General features: G+C 34.3%; 11 protein-coding genes. 4 read left to right on the forward strand and 7 right to left on the reverse strand.

Annotated features, from left to right (window positions below; genetic code table 11):
* Positions 1 to 5 precede the first annotated feature (5 nt).
* From LS72_RS03860 to glpQ, 3 genes are all read right to left on the reverse strand, one after another.
* Positions 6 to 1061, reverse strand: a complete 1056-nt coding sequence (locus LS72_RS03860; protein ID WP_034552706.1) for a quinone-dependent dihydroorotate dehydrogenase — start codon at positions 1059 to 1061, stop codon at positions 6 to 8.
* 115 nt (positions 1062 to 1176) lie between these two features.
* On the reverse strand, positions 1177 to 3750 hold the full coding sequence (locus LS72_RS03865) for an ATP-dependent Clp protease ATP-binding subunit (RefSeq protein WP_034552708.1): 2574 nt from the start codon (positions 3748 to 3750) through the stop codon (positions 1177 to 1179).
* A 117-nt stretch (positions 3751 to 3867) separates the two neighbouring features.
* A complete protein-coding gene (glpQ, locus tag LS72_RS03870; RefSeq protein ID WP_034552711.1) occupies positions 3868 to 4920 on the reverse strand; it encodes a glycerophosphodiester phosphodiesterase in 1053 nt (350 codons plus the stop codon).
* Between the two features lie 138 nt (positions 4921 to 5058).
* Between glpQ and msrA the strand changes: the two genes are divergently transcribed.
* Positions 5059 to 5553: a peptide-methionine (S)-S-oxide reductase MsrA gene (gene msrA / locus LS72_RS03875; protein WP_034552714.1), complete on the forward strand. Its 495-nt coding sequence runs from the start codon at positions 5059 to 5061 to the stop codon at positions 5551 to 5553.
* Position 5554: 1 nt separating this feature from the next.
* Here msrA and LS72_RS03880 read toward each other — a convergent pair whose 3' ends face one another.
* The 4 genes from LS72_RS03880 to bamD are packed head-to-tail and all read right to left on the reverse strand — an operon-like array spanning position 5555 to position 10470.
* Positions 5555 to 6724 (reverse strand): aspartate aminotransferase family protein, encoded by a 1170-nt coding sequence (locus LS72_RS03880; protein ID WP_034552728.1) that lies wholly within the window; start codon positions 6722 to 6724, stop codon positions 5555 to 5557.
* 43 nt (positions 6725 to 6767) lie between these two features.
* A complete protein-coding gene (locus LS72_RS03885; RefSeq protein WP_052087216.1) occupies positions 6768 to 7385 on the reverse strand; it encodes a ribonuclease HII in 618 nt (205 codons plus the stop codon).
* Entirely contained in the window at positions 7385 to 9787 is a 2403-nt protein-coding gene (gene lon / locus LS72_RS03890) for an endopeptidase La (protein WP_034552717.1), read from the reverse strand. Before lon ends, LS72_RS03885 begins: the two co-directional genes overlap by 1 nt.
* Before the next feature lie 5 nt (positions 9788 to 9792).
* Positions 9793 to 10470 (reverse strand): outer membrane protein assembly factor BamD, encoded by a 678-nt coding sequence (bamD, locus tag LS72_RS03895; protein ID WP_034552719.1) that lies wholly within the window; start codon positions 10468 to 10470, stop codon positions 9793 to 9795.
* A 210-nt stretch (positions 10471 to 10680) separates the two neighbouring features.
* Between bamD and fliW the strand changes: the two genes are divergently transcribed.
* The 3 genes from fliW to miaA are packed head-to-tail and all read left to right on the forward strand — an operon-like array spanning position 10681 to position 12742.
* Positions 10681 to 11112 (forward strand): flagellar assembly protein FliW, encoded by a 432-nt coding sequence (fliW, locus tag LS72_RS03900; protein ID WP_108911358.1) that lies wholly within the window; start codon positions 10681 to 10683, stop codon positions 11110 to 11112.
* On the forward strand, positions 11109 to 11846 hold the full coding sequence (locus LS72_RS03905; RefSeq protein ID WP_034554971.1) for a pyrroline-5-carboxylate reductase: 738 nt from the start codon (positions 11109 to 11111) through the stop codon (positions 11844 to 11846). Before fliW ends, LS72_RS03905 begins: the two co-directional genes overlap by 4 nt.
* Positions 11843 to 12742, forward strand: a complete 900-nt coding sequence (gene miaA, locus LS72_RS03910) for a tRNA (adenosine(37)-N6)-dimethylallyltransferase MiaA (RefSeq protein ID WP_034554970.1) — start codon at positions 11843 to 11845, stop codon at positions 12740 to 12742. Before LS72_RS03905 ends, miaA begins: the two co-directional genes overlap by 4 nt.
* Positions 12743 to 12831 lie beyond the last annotated feature (89 nt).

Here is a 12831-nt window from a genome sequence, read left to right on the forward strand (position 1 = left end):
CCGCATTATAAATCAACCCCTACTAGTTGAGAAATATTATCCAATCCCTCACTATTTAATAATTCTTTTAAATCTTGATTGATTCTCCAAGCTAATAAAGGACCTTCAAAAATTAAACCTGTATAAACTTGAACTAAATTTGCACCTAAGGCAATGCGTTTATAAGCCTCTTTAGCATCAAAAATCCCTCCCACACTAATAATCGTTGTTTTTTTAGCATAAACTTTGCCAATTTCTTTCAAAATTTCAGCACTTTTAGAGCTTAAGACTTTACCACTTAAGCCACCTAAACTTTGAGGATTTTTCACCAAGGAATAATCGGTAGTGGTATTAGTTGCCATAACCCCACTCGCACCACTTTTTATGGATACTTCAATCAGTCCTAAAATATCATCTAACCCTAAATCTGGAGAGATTTTTAGATAAATGGGTTTAGAATAAATTTCCCTTAATGCCAAAAATAAAGCTTTAAGAAAATCTTGATTTTGCAAATCTCGCAAATTTGGTGTATTGGGCGAGGAAATATTAATACTTAAATAATCACTAATGCTTTGAAAATTTGTTGCTAAGGCACAATAATCCTCTATGGCTTTTTCTTGAGGAGTTACTTTATTCTTCCCAATATTAATACCTAAAGGAATGCAAAAGGGATAAACTTCTGCTATCCTGCTAGCAATACTTTGTGTTCCATCATTATTAAATCCCATAGCATTTTGCAAAGATTCTTCAAAAGTATGTCTCCATAAGCGAGGCTTAGGATTACCTTGTTGTGGAAGCGGGGTAACAGCCCCAATTTCTAAAAAAGAAAAGCCTAAAGCACTCAATGTTTCTATCATTGTCCCATTTTTATCAAATCCAGCGGCTAAACCCACCGGATTATAAAAACGCATTCCATCAATCTCTTGTATTAATAAGGTATCCTCTATGCAAGATTTTTGGGCTAAAAAAGGCAGGAGATAAGGAATTTTTGGTGCCATCTTGCATAAAAACTCTAAAACACTATGAGCAGTCTCTGGATTGCTTTTAAATATCAAAGGACGAAAAGTTTTATAATTAAGCATTCTATGCCTTTTTACTCTAAACTTAAAAAATTTCTTACTAAATTAAAGTCTTAGCATTGTAGCATTTTTTAACAAAGTTTAGCATTAAAGACACTTTTGTTTATTGCTTAGAATCTTAAGAGATTCTTGTTTTAATTTCTCCATTTTCTGCATAAAAGTTAATGTTACTCCCTTCTTTAATCTCACCTTTTAAAATCAAATCCGCTAAAACATCCTCTACTTGCTCATACAAAGCCCTTTTAAGAGGTCTTGCACCATATATTGGGTCAAACCCTACTTTTGCGATATATTCCTTAGCACTTTCTTCAAGTGTAATACGCATATCTCGCTCCAAAACTTTCTTTTGAATATTTTTAAAAAGAATATCAATAATATGCGTAATTTGCTCTAAACCTAAAGGATTAAAAATCACAATATCATCAAGACGATTTAAAAACTCGGGCTTAAAATAAGCCTTCAATGCCTCTTTTACAGCCTTTTGCTTTTGCTCCTCATTGTTAATCTCCATAATTTTATCACTAGCGATATTACTCGTTAAAATAATAATCGTATTCCTAAAATCAACAACCACGCCTTTATTATCGGTTAATCTCCCATCATCAAGCACTTGTAAAAGCATATTAAATACATCAGGATGAGCCTTTTCTATCTCATCAAACAACACAACACTATAAGGCTTCCTACGCACAGCCTCTGTAAGCTGCCCTCCTTCTTCATAGCCTACATATCCTGGAGGTGCGCCTACAAGTCTGCTAGCTGCGTGTTTTTCCATATATTCACTCATATCAAGCCTAATGAGATTCTTATCACTATCAAAGAGGAATCGTGCTAAAGTCTTAGCACTCTCTGTTTTACCAACCCCCGTTGGTCCCAAAAATAAAAAGCTTCCAATAGGACGATTAAATTCACTCAAACCCGCTTTATTGCGTTTTATTGCTCTTGCTATAGCGTGCAATGCCCTCTCTTGCCCTATAACATCTTTTTTTAGCTCATCCTCAACCCTTAAAATTCGCTCTTTTTCATCTTGAAGCATTTTTTTAATAGGAATTCCACTCCAACGACTAACCACTCCTGCTATGGATTCTGGGGTTACAGCATTTTTTAATAATGTCCCTGCTTCTTGCATTTTTTTCCATTTTTCATTTTGCATTTCTAATTGCTTCTGTAACTCTGGAATTTTCCCATAATCAATTTCTGCAGCCTTATTAAAATCGCTATTGCGTTTAGCAAGCTCACTTTCTGTGCGTAAAGAATCAATTTGTATTTTAATTTGGGCTATAGCGTTAAAAACTTGCTTTTCATTTTCAAATTGTGCTTCTAAATTCTTTTTCTGCTCCTCTTTATCGCTAAGTTCTTTTTCTATCTCACTAATTCTTGCATTATTCTTTTCTTGTTTTTCCATCATCAAGGCCTCTTTTTCTACCTGCAAAGTTTCTAAAATACGTTTGATTTTGGCTAACTCACTAGGTTCAGATTCAATTTGCATTTTAAGCTCTGCTGCGGCTTCATCGATTAAATCAATAGCCTTATCAGGTAAAAATCTATCAGTAATATAACGATTAGAAAGTTTAGCCGCTGCAACTAAAGCCCCATCAGTGATACTTACATTATGATGCGCTTCTAATTTCTCTTTAATCCCTCTTAGAATCTGTAACGATTCATTAACATTAGGCTCATTGAGTAACACAGGCTGGAATCTCCTCTGTAATGCAGTATCCTTTTCAAAGTATTTGCGGTATTCTTTAAGGGTTGTTGCCCCTATGGTATGAAGCTCCCCTCTTGCAAGAGCAGGTTTTAAGATATTAGCAGCATCCATACTACCCTCGCTAGCTCCTGCACCTACAATGGTATGAATCTCATCAATAAATAAAATAATATTTCCGCTTTTTTTCACCTCATCAATAACTTTTTTCAACCTATCCTCAAACTCTCCGCGATACTTTGCTCCTGCAATTAAAGCACTCATATCTAAAGCTATGACTTTTTTATTTTGCAAAGATAGCGGCACTTCTTTTTTGATAATCTTTTGTGCTAACCCCTCTACAACTGCGGTTTTACCAACTCCTGGTTCGCCCAACAAAATAGGATTATTCTTGGTTTTGCGTATAAGGATTTGCATCATATGGGTAATTTCCTCATCTCTCCCAATAACAGGATCTAACTTCCCCTCTATAGCCCTCTTAGTTAAATCAATACCAAACTTCTCTAAAGATTCTAAATTCTCATCCCCACTTTGTGAATCAATCTTTGCCCCAGCGCGTATAGTTTCCAAAACTTTCTTGAGTTCATTAATATCAAGGTATTTACTAAAGAGATTTTTAATCACTTCATTTTGCAAACCTGCTAAGATAAAACTATCTACTGCGATATAAGAATCCCCATTACTTGTAGCAAGACCTTCAGCAAGATTAAAAGCCTCATTTAAACTTTTAGAAATTTTGAGATTTTCTTTCATCACAGAAGAGCTTTTGGGTAAATTATTAGCAATACTTTTTGCCTCTAACTCCAAGGCTACATTATCAACATTTAAGCGATTAAGAGCTTGATTAAGCAAAGAATTAGAATGAGTAAGCATCGCCCAAAACAAATGGATAGATTCAATTTCTTGATTTTTATTATGCAGTGCCAAGGATGCTCCTTGCTCTAAAGTCTCTTGTAAGGCATTGGTAAATTTTTCTAAAAGATTCATAAGAACTCCTTGAAGATTTATTTCAGGAGCATTATATAACTTTAGTCTATTATTGTCAAGTTTTATAATAGTAAATAACTAATGTTTAAATTACAAGCATCTTGCGACTATTTTTCACTACTTTTGCATATTTTTCTCTTGCACAAACTTCAAAGCTGTATCTGGAAAATCTGTAAAAATCCCATCAGCACCTGCTTTAAACAAAATCGCCTCTAAAAGCTCCTCCAAAGAAGAAGCAAACTTAGGCAGAGCATCACTTCTAGCGGTATAGGTATGCACTTCCAAACCATTTAAGTGGGCATTCTTGACAAGATTATTAGGCACAATAGCCCCCTTTTTACTCTTTGTAATATCAAAAATTAAATTATTCCAAATACCTAACCCATCAACATTTTTTGCAATTTCTGGATAGTTTTCATCCCTTAGAAAATAAGAAAAATCATAAGCCCTCCACTCTCCTTTGATAAATTCATAGGTTTCTTTGGAGGGGTGTTCATCTACTAGGGCGATGAGTTTTAAATCCATATTCATCTTAGGCAGTAGCTCTTTTTTAATATAAAGTAAGTTAGGGTAATCAAAGCTTTGCAGATACACTTTACTATTTTTAGTAGTATAACCATACCGCCTCAACACCTCTAAAGTCTTTTTAGCAATATCCTTTCCCTCTTGAGTATGAAACCAAGGTTTTTTAATCTCAACATATAAACCTATATCTTTGCCAAAGATTTGATTTAATCCTGCAATAAGCTCAATCTCTTCTTCAAAAGTATGCAAAGTAAAATACGATTTACCCACAGGAAATCGCTTAGGATAAATAGGAATTCTTTCTTTTTCTTTGGCATTAAAAGCCTCACTCACACGCAAACTTCTAAGCTCCTCTAAAGTAAAATCAATCACATAATAATGCCCATCTTTTCTAGCTCTATTTGGAAATTTTTGGGCTACATCACTTACCTTATCCAAATATAAATCGTGAATCACAATCAAATAATCATCTTTGCTCATCGCTAAATCTTGTTCGATATAACTAGCATTCATAGCATAGGCTAATGTTTTAGCCTCTAAAGTATGTTCGGGCAAATAGCCACTTGCTCCCCTATGAGCGATTATAATCTTTTCTTGTGCGAGACAAAATATCCCTAAAGCAAGACTTAAAAATATCTTTTGCATTCTCTCTCCTTAATCAATATAAATACAATCCATTGAAAACTTAGCATTAAAGCTTAAAATTTCATTCTACATTATAGAAAGATAAAGTAAAATCTAATGGCGAGATTGAGTAAAAATTAAGTAAAGAAAAGGACTTCTATGCAACAAACTATTTATCTAGCAGGTGGTTGTTTTTGGGGGATTCAAGGATATTTTGATTTACTAAAAGGTGTGGTAAGTTCTCAAGTAGGCTATGCAAACTCTAAAATACCAAGCCCTAATTATACCTTAGTATGCACAGGGCAAACAGGTGCCACAGAGGCTTTAGAACTTATCTTTGAAGAGAGCATTTTAAGCCTAGATGAGATTTTAAAGCGGTTTTTTAGCATTATTGACCCTTTTGCACTTAATTATCAAGGTAATGACTTTGGCACACAATACCGCTCTGGCATATTCACACAAGATTTAACTATGCTTAAAGAAATTCAAAGTTTCGTTGATACCCTACAAAAAACCTTAACCCAACAGATTCAAACAGAAATAGGAATGTTAGAAAATTTTTATCTTGCAGAATCCTATCATCAAAAATATTTAGCGAAAAACCCTCAAGGTTATTGCCATATTGACTTAAGCAAAGCTTTAGAGGAAATTTAAATTACCCCAAATCCCCTATAGCTTTCTCTAATCGCTTAAACCCTTCCTCCATCTCTTCTAAAGTAATAGTTAGAGGAGGCAAGAATCGTGCAGTATTTTTACCACTTTTAAGGATTAAAACGCGATTTTCCTTTGCCTTTTTTATAAACTTCTCTAAAGATTCCACATCACGCATTCTCAAACCACGCATTAATCCCAAGCCTACTTCTTCTATAAATATTTCAGGATAGCTTTTTTGCAAATCTTTCAATCTATCTTTAAAACATGTTATTGTCCTCTCCAATCTCCCGCTACTTCTCTCCTCTTCTAAAATCTCTAAAACCTCTAAACCTGCCCTAGTAGATAAAAAATTCCCGCCAAAAGTGCTTCCATGTTCACCAGGGACAAAAATATCTTTCAAAGTTGTCATTACAGCACCAATAGGAACACCCCCACCTAAACCCTTTGCGGTGGTTATAACATCAGGATTTATCCCATATTTTTGTGAAGCAAAAAGCTCTCCACTTCGGTAAATGCCAGTTTGCACCTCATCAATCATTAAAAGAATATTTTTTGCTTTTAAAAACTTCTCTAAATGCAGTATCTCCTCCCTCTTAAAAGGAGTAATCCCTCCCTCACCTTGCACTAATTCTAACAAAACCGCACAAGTAACATCACTAATCTTAGAGGGAATTTCTGCTAAATCCTTAGCATACACAAAACCATCGGGATAAGGACCAAAATAATCGTGCATTTTGCTCTGTGCAGTAGCCTTTAAGGTGCTAATAGTGCGTCCATGAAAAGAAGAATCTAAAGTAATGATTTGGTAACGTTTAATCCCCCCTAATTGCTCCCCAAATTTTCTTGCAATCTTTAATGCACCCTCATTAGCTTCCGCTCCAGAATTAGCAAAAAACACCCTCATATCATAACCGCTTAATTCTACGAGCCTTTTAGCAAGTCTTGCTTGGGGTTCAATACCATAAAGATTAGAAGTATGAATAAGATTATAAGCTTGTTCGCTAATAGCTTTTGCTAAACGTTCATTCCCATACCCCACACTGCACACAGCAATGCCCGAACCAAAATCCATATAATCTCTCCCACTCTCATCAAACAATCTAGCCCCACTACCTTTTACAAAATGCGTATAATCGCGCGCATAAGTATGCAAAACATAATCTAAATCCATTTGCTTTAAATCTTCCACCTTTTTCACTCCTAAATTTCAATACCTAAATATTATAACCAAATAAAGTCTCATTAGAATTTTGCATTAGCGATTTTAGCTTAAAGCTCTTTCTATGAATGGCACAATAACCATAATCCTTGATAGCCTTTAAATGGGCTTTACTTCCATAGCCTTTATTTTTCTTAAAACCATATTGGGGATAGAGGGTATCTAAATCTCGCATTTCTTTATCCTTAGCATTTTTTGCCACAATACTTGCTGCACTAATACAAGAGAGTTTGCTATCTCCTTTTATAAGCGTTTGTAACAAATCTACCCCAAATTTGCAATTTCCATCAAAAATATATTGTGAAGCTTCTAAATTCTGCAAAATTTCTTTTAAAGCCTCTTTAAGGCAAAGAGATAAGCCCTTATCATCAATCTCTTGGTGTGTTTTTTTCACTAAATAAAAATCACTAAATTGTTGAATAAGGGAGGCTAAGATATTGCGTTTAGATTCAGAGAGGCTTTTAGAATCTTTTAATTGCACTTTTAGGGCAAGGGGAATATTTTGGCTTAAAACTACCCCACATACAAATAACGAACCTGCTATACAACCTCTCCCTGCCTCATCAATCCCGCAAATTATAGAATCTAATTTAAAAGGCAAGAAGCTTTGCATTAACGTAAAACATACTTTAAGACTTCTTTAAAATGCTCAACAGGATATATTTGCAATCCCTCTTTAACTTCTTGGGGTATCTCATCTATATCTCTCTCAAAGTTTTTCTTAGGGATTAGCACTTCTTTCATCCCACTTTTATACGCAGCAATAAGCTTCTCTTGCAATCCACCAATAGGCAAGACTTTCCCCCGCAAGGTCAATTCTCCTGTCATAGCTAATGTACTTTTAGCGGGATGATTAGTAAAAATGGAGGCCAAAGCACTCCCTATGGCTATTCCCGCACTTGGACCATCTTTTGGTGTAGCACCCTCTGGCACATGTAAATGAATATCAAAACAATTATAAATGCTTGTTTCAATCTCTGGCTTTTTATTCTTTTGAACTATCGCAATTAATGTCTTATCAACCTTTAATTCTCCACTATCAATTAAGGACTTCACATAAGAGTAAGCAATTTTGGCACTCTCTTTCATCACATCGCCTAAATTTCCTGTAAGGTTTAAACTCCCCTTGCCTTTAATTTTCAAAGCCTCAATTTTTAAGACATCGCCACCAACACTTGTCCAAGCTAAACCATTGACAAGCCCTACCTCACTTTTCTTATCAGCATTTTCAAACTCAAAAACAATTTTGTCAAGATAATTTCCTATGTTTTTGGGTGTAATGGTTATCTTTTCTTGATTGCCCCTAAGAATCTCTTTAGCAACTTTACGCAAAATTTGTGCGATTTTGCGTCTTAGATTCCTAACCCCTGCTTCCCTTGTATATTTCTCAATCAAAACCTTAATAGCAGGCAAAGTAAAAGAAATTTCAAAGTTTTTTAAGCCATGTTTCTTTAACTCTTGTGGAATAAGGTATTTTTTAGCGATTTGCTCCTTTTGGCTTGGCGTATAACTATTGATATTAATAAACTCCATCCTATCGCGCAAAGGAGCTGGAATCTGTGTAATATCATTAGCAGTGGCGATAAAAACAACTTGGGATAAATCTAAGCTAAAATTTGTGTAATAATCTCTAAATTCTTTATTTTGTTCAGGATCTAAAATCTCTAGCAATACCGAAGAGGGATCTCCCCTAAAAGAATAATGAATTTTATCAATTTCATCTAAAACAACGACTGGATTCATCTCCTTAGCATCAATTAATCCTTGCACGATTCTACCAGGCATTGCCCCAATATAAGTGCGTCTATGCCCCCTTAACTCATTAACATCCTCTAAACCACCAAGTGCAATCCTAATAAGCTTCCGCTTTAAGGCTATGGCAATAGAGTTAGCAAGGCTTGTCTTACCAACCCCCGGAGGTCCATAAAAACACAAAATCGTTCCCTTAGAATCATTTTTCTTCTGCCCCCTTAAAGCAAGAAGTTCTCGCACAGCAAAATACTCAACAATTCTTTCTTTGGGTTTTTGCAAGGCATAATGATCTTTATTGAGCTGATTTTCTACTTCTGCTATTTTTAAAGTCTTTGTAGAATAGCTCCCAAAAGGAATCTCTAAAACAAGTTCTATATAATTTTGCAATAAATTCGCATCTGCACTATCAGGATGCATTCGGGAGAGCTTATTGATTTGTTTAGTAATCTCTTTATAAGCATCCTTACTCATTACATCCTTAAAACCCTCTAATTTTTTCCTATATTCCTCTATTTCAACATCTTTGCTATTATCTACTCCAAGCTCTTTTTGGATTTGCTTTAATTGCTCTTTCAAAAAATATTCTTTGTTAATTTTTTCCATTTGAGAATTAACTTTATTTTTAATTTCTTTTTGAATCTGTTGGGCTTTAATCTCTTCCATAATAATATCAATAAGCGTTACAAGTCGTTCTTCAGGATCATTTTCTTTAAAAACTTTATAAGCTTGCTCTTTTTTGAGCCTTGCTGCACTAGCGATTAAATCTGCGGCACGATTGGGATCCATAGTCTCATTAATGCTCCTTAATAAATCTTGCGGAAACATCTGTGAGACACTATATAGAGTGCGTAACTTCTCTTTTAAAACCGATAAAATCGCTTCAACTCGACTGGCATCATAACTGCTTGAAAGAATAGGTGCAATTTCTCCCACCAAAGGGCTTTTAGAAACAATTCCTAAAATACTTCCGCGGCTTAAACCTTGAAAAAGAATCTTTACCCTTCCCTCTGGCAATACAACACGACGCATAATAGTGCCAATTACACCAACATCATAAAAGGATTCTTCCTCATCATTGTCTCTATTTTTAGAAGCTGTAATAAAAATGAGTTTATCTCCACCCTCTATTGCTACATCTATAGCTTTAATACTTTCCTCATCACCAATAAAAAGAGGGACTATCATAAAAGGATACAAAAACATATCCTCTTCAATAATTATTGGTAATTGCTTTGGGAATTCTCCATAACGTTCTAATTGCATATTTCCTACCATTCAAAGATTTTCTGATACCAAGGCGACTTTGCTTCTTGATAAAAAATATCTTTCATCCAAGCATTTTCATCAATTTTTTTCTGATAGTATTCGACAGCTTGTTCCTTATCTTTCTTTTTATAAACCCTTATAATCTCTTTTTCCAAACTAAGATTAGCTAATTGAAGTCTTAGCAATATCATATCCGAAAATGGGCGATAACGTGAATAAGGATATTTTTCACCAAACTTTTCAGCTAATTTAATAGAATCTATTAAAAGTTGCTGGTCTCTATGCTGTTTTGCAAAGGCAAAATAATTTGCCTGCAATTTTAAAAATTCTACAAAATCAATATTCTTTTCATCTCCAAAACGTTTAATAAATTCATCAAAATAAAAACTTGCTAAAAGATACTCCTCTGCTTGCATATGAGCCCTACCCAAAATAAGCATTGCTTCAGAAAGCAAAGGAGAGTTTAAATGCTCACTTTGCAAAGAAACAAAGTAACTATCTGCTTTCTCTAAATCCCCATTACGAATTTCTTTAAGCATATTTTCATACCAATAATCTGCAGATTTATTAATCTCATCAAGGGCTAAACCACTATTAGTTTTTGAAGAACAAGCACTAAGTCCTATAAAACCTATTAAAATACCTATGCTCAAAAAACAAATTTTAAAAAACTTCATCATTTTTATTCCTTAAAAATTAGAGATGAGAAATGATATTTTTTGCCTAAAATATATCAACAATATTTTTTAGATTTATTTGCAATTATAACTTAAGTTCTATGTAGGTTTTATAAATTTCTAAACAAAAATTGATTTTTTGCTTTTATTACGCTAGAATTTTGGTATAAAATTTTTATTCTTTAGAAAATGATTTTTACAAGGTTCAAGCGTATGGAATTTCTAGTAAAATCTCCAATCTTAGGATTTGAGCATATCCAAAAAATGACATTAGAAAAAATTGCAAAAGATGATGAAACTTTTATGCAACTAAAAAGTTGCGGAGATGATGGGATTTCTTTTACTTTAGTTAATCCTTACACAATGCGAACAGATTATCAATTTGAAATTCCCTCTCCCATTAAAGCACTTTTAGAATTACCAGGAAAAACCAATATAGACCCAGCAAATACCAAACTTGCAATACTAAACATTGTCTGCATTAGAGAACCTATTGAAGAATCTACGGTAAATTTCCTAGCACCCTTATTGTTTAACTTTGAAAACCTCACTATGGCTCAAGTCATTTTAGAAAGTTTTAGATATGAAAATTTTGGCTTATCAGAACCTATCTCAAAGTTTTTTGATTTTAATGCTAAGATATGAAAACACTCCTTGTTATAGGCTATGGAAAAATGGCAAAAGCCATTTGCGAGGGCTTAAAAGGAAAGTTTCAAATACAGGTGTGTGGCAGAGATTCTAAAAAGATTGAAGACTTCTGCCTACCAATCCAAGCAACCCCCAAGTATACTCCCCAAGAGATTGAAATAGATAACCAAGAAGTCTTACTCTGTATAAAGCCTTATGCACTTCATAGCTTTCAATTCCTAGGAGAAGCAAAATGTCTTTACTCCATACTAAATGCCACCCCCTTAGAAACCCTACAAAAAACCATAAAATCACAACACTATATCCGTGCAATGCCTAATGTTTGTGCTAGTGTTGGTAAATCTATTACAAGTTTATGCGGTGATAAATCTTACAAAAACGAAGCCTTTGAAATTTTCAATGCCATTGGGGGCTGCATTTGGCTCGAAGAAACATTATTCCCAATAGCAACAGCTCTTAGTGGTTGCTCCCCAGCTTTTCTAGCCCTTATTGCAGAATCTATGATAGATTCTGGAGTAACTAATGGACTAACTAGAGAGCAAGCCACTAAAATAGTTAAAACATTATTTGATGGCTTTGGAACACTGCTTCAAGCCCAACATCCCACACTTTTAAAAGAAAGCGTAATGAGTCCTGGAGGCTCTACTGCTCAAGGAATAGCAAGTCTAGAAAAAAATGCTCTAAGGAATGCCCTTTTTGAAGCCATTTTAGCTTCTAAGAATTTTGCTTGAGAGAAATTGCCATTTTAGGAGCAAGTGGATCTGGCAAAACCGACCTATCTTTAAATCTTGCAAATAGATTAAATGCCATTATACTTTCTTTAGATTCTTTAAGCATTTACCAACAAATCAATATCGCCTCTGCAAAACCCTCTAAAGAGCAAAGAGGAGAAATACCCCATTTTGGCATAGATGTTTTACACCCAAAAGAAACACATAATGCACAAATTTTTATTCAAGAATACCAAAGGGCTAAAGCCTATGCAAAAAACTATCAAAAAAACCTCTTAATTGTTGGTGGAACAAGTTTTTATTTAAAAATACTCTTAGAGGGTCTCTCAACATTCCCCAAACTCACTCAAGAGCAAAAAATAACAATACAAGAAAAAATCAAGGGATTCCCAACCCAAGAATCCCGCTTTATGTATCTAAACTCTATAGATAAGACGACAAAAATCCATCCCAATGACGCCTACCGCACCAATAAAGCTCTAGAGATTTATTTTAGCACCTCTTTAACCCCTACACAATATTTTCAACAAAATCCCCCAATACCCCTTTTAAAGAATTGCGAAATTTATGAAATACTCTTATGCAAAGAAGAACTTAAAGAAAACATCACAAAAAGAACACATCTTATGCTACAAAAAGGTCTTATAGAGGAAGCAACAACCCTCTTAAATGACTTTGGAAATACCCACCAATGGGCTAAAAGTATAGGGATTAAAGAAGTAGGACAATTTTTAAAAGGAGTGATTCTAAAAGAGCATTTACAATCACTCATTACAACCCATACTTTACAACTAGCAAAACGGCAAAAAACCTTTAATAGAACACAATTTCAAGAGCATTTTTGCGGCAGCACTCAAGAGATTTCACAAATGCTTTTATCTAAAAATTTCTCTTAACCCCTACATAATCTATCGCCTTTAAGCACACTACAAAGTTGGAATACTATTTGCTTTACTCACCACAAAATACTTTTTATAGAAAGGAT

The organism is Helicobacter apodemus (assembly GCF_000765745.2).
In the GTDB taxonomy this organism is placed as follows: domain Bacteria; phylum Campylobacterota; class Campylobacteria; order Campylobacterales; family Helicobacteraceae; genus Helicobacter_D; species Helicobacter_D apodemus.

Excerpts from the sequence above, each read along its gene's own strand:
- bamD (WP_034552719.1), bottom strand. The coding sequence starts at position 10,470 with ATGATGAAGTTTTTTAAAATTTGTTTTTTGAGCATAGGTATTTTAATA.
- fliW (WP_108911358.1), top strand. The coding sequence starts at position 10,681 with ATGGAATTTCTAGTAAAATCTCCAATCTTAGGATTTGAGCATATCCAA.
- LS72_RS03885 (WP_052087216.1), bottom strand. The coding sequence starts at position 7,385 with ATGCAAAGCTTCTTGCCTTTTAAATTAGATTCTATAATTTGCGGGATT.
- glpQ (WP_034552711.1), bottom strand. The coding sequence starts at position 4,920 with ATGCAAAAGATATTTTTAAGTCTTGCTTTAGGGATATTTTGTCTCGCA.
- lon (WP_034552717.1), bottom strand. The coding sequence starts at position 9,787 with ATGCAATTAGAACGTTATGGAGAATTCCCAAAGCAATTACCAATAATT.
- LS72_RS03905 (WP_034554971.1), top strand. The coding sequence starts at position 11,109 with ATGAAAACACTCCTTGTTATAGGCTATGGAAAAATGGCAAAAGCCATT.
- LS72_RS03860 (WP_034552706.1), bottom strand. The coding sequence starts at position 1,061 with ATGCTTAATTATAAAACTTTTCGTCCTTTGATATTTAAAAGCAATCCA.
- LS72_RS03865 (WP_034552708.1), bottom strand. The coding sequence starts at position 3,750 with ATGAATCTTTTAGAAAAATTTACCAATGCCTTACAAGAGACTTTAGAG.
- LS72_RS03880 (WP_034552728.1), bottom strand. The coding sequence starts at position 6,724 with ATGGATTTAGATTATGTTTTGCATACTTATGCGCGCGATTATACGCAT.
- msrA (WP_034552714.1), top strand. The coding sequence starts at position 5,059 with ATGCAACAAACTATTTATCTAGCAGGTGGTTGTTTTTGGGGGATTCAA.